This window comes from uncultured Frigoribacterium sp. (genome assembly GCF_963515265.1).
GTDB lineage: Bacteria > Actinomycetota > Actinomycetes > Actinomycetales > Microbacteriaceae > Frigoribacterium.
This window is the reverse complement of record NZ_CAUPYL010000193.1, coordinates 1-4,760: the sequence shown is the minus strand read 5'-3', so window position 1 is coordinate 4,760 and position 4,760 is coordinate 1. Positions and strand designations below refer to the sequence as shown.

The 4,760-nt window shown below is 73.9% G+C and carries 4 protein-coding genes; 2 read left to right on the top strand and 2 right to left on the bottom strand.

Going from position 1 to position 4,760, the window contains the following annotated elements; translation table 11 throughout:
- Positions 1–89: 89 nt before the first annotated feature.
- Positions 90–497 (bottom strand): NUDIX domain-containing protein, encoded by a 408-nt coding sequence (locus RWM17_RS12310; protein ID WP_314104060.1) that lies wholly within the window; start codon positions 495–497, stop codon positions 90–92.
- Between the two features lie 466 nt (positions 498–963).
- Complete coding sequence (locus tag RWM17_RS12305) at positions 964–2,256, bottom strand: glutamyl-tRNA reductase (protein ID WP_314104058.1); 1,293 nt, start codon at positions 2,254–2,256, stop codon at positions 964–966.
- Between the two features lie 177 nt (positions 2,257–2,433).
- Here RWM17_RS12305 and RWM17_RS12300 point away from each other — a divergent pair, with 177 nt between their 5' ends.
- Positions 2,434–3,477, top strand: coding sequence for an NADP-dependent oxidoreductase (locus RWM17_RS12300; protein WP_314104056.1), 1,044 nt, complete (start codon positions 2,434–2,436; stop codon positions 3,475–3,477).
- A 136-nt stretch (positions 3,478–3,613) separates the two neighbouring features.
- A complete protein-coding gene (gene hemE / locus RWM17_RS12295; RefSeq protein ID WP_399540475.1) occupies positions 3,614–4,678 on the top strand; it encodes a uroporphyrinogen decarboxylase in 1,065 nt (354 codons plus the stop codon).
- Positions 4,679–4,760 lie beyond the last annotated feature (82 nt).

Sequence of the window (4,760 nt, the reverse complement as noted above, 5' to 3'; positions counted from 1 at the left end):
GGCAGGGCCCGGGCCCGGGCCCGGGTGCGGGTGCGGTTCCGGCTGCGGCTGCGGCAGGAGCAGGGCCCGGGCCCGGGTGCGGGTGCGGGTCAGTCGACCAGGCCGAGCTCGACCGCGACGCGCAGCGTCTCGACGCCTGCGGGAGGGCAGCGGTGCGCGTCCGCCGACGTGACCCAGTGCAGTGCGCCGATCTCGCCCGAGGGAGACGGTTCGGCTCCGTCGTCCGTCGGCGTCGCCGACCAGAGGCGCATGTGCACCTCGCGCCCCTCGGGCTCGCCGTGGGCCTGGGTCCGGACCGTGCCGAGTTCGCGCAGCGACGAGCGGTCGAGCTCGAGGCCGACCTCCTCGCGGGTCTCGCGGACGAGGGCGTCCTCGCCGGTCTCGCCCGCCTCCTGCTTGCCGCCCGGGAGGTAGAGCACGTCGCGCCCCCGAGCAGTGACCATGAGGAGGCGCCGGTCGCGCACCAGCACGAGGGCACTGACGACGATCGGGTCCATCCCCCCATCCTCGGGCATCACGGCGTCCCTCGGAGCGCTTGCACGGGGGCGCCGGTCATCCATGTCGGCGGGTTCCTGTCATCGGCGGCGGGTCCGTGCCGATGTCGGAGGGTCATCGTGGTCGGTGGCGGGTCCCCGCCGACCCGCCCTCGGGCACGGGAGCCCGCCGACGTCCCTCCCGGGCCGCGCGCGACGGTCACGTGCGGCGGGCCGACTCTCGGCGGAGTTCTGGGAACAAAGGGTTCGGCGGGTTCCCGTTGCCCGTGGCGGGTCAGCGGGGACCCGCCGCGAGTGACAGGGACCCGCCGCGAGTGACAGGGACCCGCCGCGAGTGACAGGGACCTGCTGCGAGTGACAGGGTCCGCCGCGCAGCACGCGAACTCGCCGCGAAGGACAGGACCCGCAGTTCGGCACGCGAACCCGCCGTGAGTGACAGGGACCCGCCGGGACCGGTGCCGGGGAGGGGTCAGCTGACGTCGCGGTCGCGGAGCCGCTCGTCGGCGGCAGGGCGCAGCACGGCGGGCTCGACGGCGGCCGCGCGGGTGTCGGTCAGGCCGAACAGCGACTCGAGGCCGTCGCGGAACTCCTCGCCGCGCCCCTCGCGGGCGAGCTCGCGGGCCCGTACCGACGGGGTGTGCAGCAGCACGCCGGCGAGGTGTCGAAGTGCCGACTCCGTGCGCTCGGACGAGTCGCCGCGCGACCGGGCGCGCTCGATCTCGGCGTCGAGCAGGTCGAAGACGTGGCGACGCAGCGCGACGACGGCCGGGGTGAGCGACTGCTCGGCGGCGACGGCGTGGAACTCGGCGGCGGCGCTCGAGACGAGTGCGCGGGCGTCGTCGGCGGCGGTCAGCTCGGCCATCGGGGCGTGCAGGCTGATCGTCTCGAGGTCGAGCAGCTCGACCCCGGGCACGCGGGCGACGAGGGGGTCGACGTTGCGGGGCAGGCCGAGGTCGATGACGAGGCGGCGCGACGCGTCGACGACCTCGGGCACGACGACGGGCTCGGTGGTCGAGGTGCAGGTGATGAGCACGTCGCTCCACGAGATGGCCTCGGCCAGGTCGTCGAAGGGGCGCAGGTCGTGCTTGAGCCCGAACCAGGAGGCGCGGCCCGACGCCGAGAACACGGCCAGGTCGCCCGCGCCCCGGTCGCGAAGCGCGGCCACGGTGGTGGCGGCGTACTGGCCGGTGCCGACGATGAGCACCCGCGCCTGCGACCAGTCGGTCACCCGTGACGAGGCGAGCTCGAGGGCGAGGCGGACGAGCGAGCGACCGGCCCCGCCGACGTTGGTGCGGTTCTTGACCCCGCGTGATGTCTGGGACGCCTTCTGGAACAGCCGCTCGAGGTCGCGCGACGTCGTGCCGCGCGTGCGGGCGGCCTCGAGCGCCCGGCGGACCTGGCCCGAGATCTCGTCCTCGCCGATGACGACCGACTCGAGCCCCGAGCTCACGGCGAACAGGTGCTCGACGACCTCGTCGCCGGTGATGACGCGGACGTTGTCGCGCATCTCGTCGGCGTCGATGCCGCTGGCCTCGCTCATGGTGCTGATGGTGGCCTCGACCGCGACGGAGGCAGCGGCCGTGAGGGGCTCCTCCACGTCGACGTAGGCCTCGAACCGGTTGCAGGTCGCGAGCACGACGGCCCCGCCCACGAAGTCGTTCGCGTCGACCAGGGTGCTCGCCGCGGAGGGTGCGCCGATGCTCAACTTCTCGAGGAGGTCGAAGCTGGCGTTCCGGTGGGACGCCGTGAGGCAGATGAGCACCCGTCGATGATAACTCTCATGCGCCGGTCGAACCCGGGGGTTGCCTCGATGTCGAGGCTGTGCACAGGTGATCCGTGCACAGGCTGCACATTCCGCAGCGCGCGTTCAGGAGGTGCCTGTCAGCCTGGCAGACGGCCTCGCATCACCGGGGCCCCGCACGACCAGAGGAGCACCACCATGACCGAAGGCACCACCAGCACCACTGACTCCGGCAGCACCGCCACGAGCACGCAGTGGCAGCTCGTCGCCCGGCCGCACGGCGAGCCGACCACCGACGACGTCCGCGAGGTCGAGGTCGAGCTGCCCGCGCTCGCGGCGGGCGAGGTGCGCGTGGCCAACGAGTTCCTCTCGGTCGACCCGTACATGCGCGGCCGGATGAACGACGTGAAGTCGTACGTGCCGCCCTTCGCCCTCGGCGAGACGATGACCGGCGGCGCGATCGGCCGGGTCGTCGCGTCCGCGTCCGACGACCTGCCCGTCGGCACGGTGGTGCAGCACGACCTGGGCTGGCGCGACGTCGCTCAGGGCGCCTCCTCGTCGTTCCGGGCCGTCGAGCCGGCGCCCGGCGTCGAGCTCTCGGCCTACCTCGGCGTGCTCGGCCTCACCGGCCTGACGGCCTACGTCGGGCTCACCGAGATCGCGGGCATCCGCGAGGGCGACGTCGTCTTCGTCTCGGGCGCCGCGGGCGCGGTCGGCACCATGGTCGGCCAGATCGCCCGTCTGAAGGGCGCCTCCCGCGTGGTCGGCAGCGCCGGCAGCGCCGAGAAGGTCGAGCTGCTCACGTCGAAGTACGGCTTCGACGCCGCGTTCAACTACAAGGACGGCGATGTCGCCGAGCTGCTGGCCGAGGCCGCGCCCGACGGCATCGACCTCTACTTCGACAACGTCGGAGGCGACCACCTGTCGGCCGCGCTGGCCAGCTTCAAGGACGGCGGCCGGGCGGCGCTCTGCGGCTCGATCGCCGGCTACAACGCGACCGGCGCGCCCGTCGGCATCACCGGCACGACCAACATCGTGACCCGCGGCCTGATGCTCAAGGGCTTCACGCTCGGGAACTACCGCCACGTCGCTCCGGCGTTCCAGGCCGAGATGGGCCCGTGGCTCGCGGCCGGCGAGGTGGTGCACGACGAGACCGTCGTCGAGGGCATCCACTCGGCGTTCGACGCGTTCACCGGCCTGATGCGCGGCGAGAACGTCGGCAAGATGGTCGTCGCGGTCTGACCTGGTCCTGACCTCGGTCTGACCGCGGTCCGACCGCGGTCCGACATCGAGGTGACGCTCCGGGGGAGCGCGTCCGACGCGCACCCGTCGGCCGAGTCACCTCGATCCCGGCGCTGCCCAGCGGCCGGGTGGGACAATGGGGCACGTGACCCTGCCCGACACGCACCCGCTCCTCTCCGGCCGCACCGCCTCCTCGTCCCTCGTCCGTGCCCTGCGCGGCGACCGGCCCGAGGTGCTGCCCGTCTGGTTCATGCGCCAGGCCGGCCGCTCGCTGCCCGAGTACCGCGCGCTGCGCGTCGGCACGGCGATGCTCGACGCCTGCCTCGACCCGGCGCTCTCGAGCGAGATCACCCTGCAGCCCGTGCGCCGCCACGGCGTCGACGCCGGCATCTTCTTCAGCGACATCGTCGTGCCGATCAAGCTCGCGGGGGTCGGCGTCGACATCGTCGCCGGGCGCGGTCCCGTGCTCGACCAGCCGATCCGCACGCCCGACGACGTCGCCGCGCTGCGTCCCCTCGAGCAGGAGGCGCTGGCCCCGATCGCCGAGGGCGTCGCCCGCACCGTGGCCGAGCTGGGCGACACCCCCCTGATCGGTTTCGCCGGTGCCCCCTTCACGCTGGCGGCCTATCTCGTCGAGGGCGGCCCGTCGAAGGACCACATCCGCGCCCGCGCCCTCATGCACAGCGACCCCGAGACCTGGCAGGACCTGCTCGGCTGGGCCGCCGACGTGACCGGGGCGTTCCTCCGCGCCCAGGTGCTCGCCGGCGCCAGCGCCGCCCAGCTCTTCGACTCGTGGGTCGGCAGCCTGTCGCTGTCCGACTACGAGCAGCACGTGGCGCCGTTCTCGGCCCGGGCGTTGTCGCACGTGGCCGACCTCGACGTCCCGACCATCCACTTCGGCGTCGGCAGCGGCGAGGTGCTGAGCGCGATGCACGGCGTCGGGGTCGACGCCGTCGGCGTCGACTGGCGCATCCCGCTCGACGAGGCCTCGCGGCGACTCGGCGGCGGCGTGCCCGTCCAGGGCAACATCGACCCGGCGATGCTGCAGGCGCCGTGGCCGGTGCTCGAGGCCCACGTCCGCGAGGTCGTCCGCCGGGGCCGTGCCGCCCCCGCGCACGTCCTCAACCTCGGCCACGGCGTCGGACCCGACACCGACCCCGACGTGCTGACCCGCATCGTGGCCCTGGCCCACACCCTGTAGGAGGCGCGCGACAGTGACCGAGGCGACCCGCTCCTCCGGGGCGGCCGCGCAGCGTGCCCTCGTGGTGGGCGGCGGCGTCGCC

Coding starts and splice junctions, on each gene's coding strand:
- hemE (WP_399540475.1), top strand. CDS start 3,614: ATGGGGCACGTGACCCTGCCCGACACGCACCCGCTCCTCTCCGGCCGC.
- RWM17_RS12300 (WP_314104056.1), top strand. CDS start 2,434: ATGACCGAAGGCACCACCAGCACCACTGACTCCGGCAGCACCGCCACG.
- RWM17_RS12310 (WP_314104060.1), bottom strand. CDS start 497: ATGGACCCGATCGTCGTCAGTGCCCTCGTGCTGGTGCGCGACCGGCGC.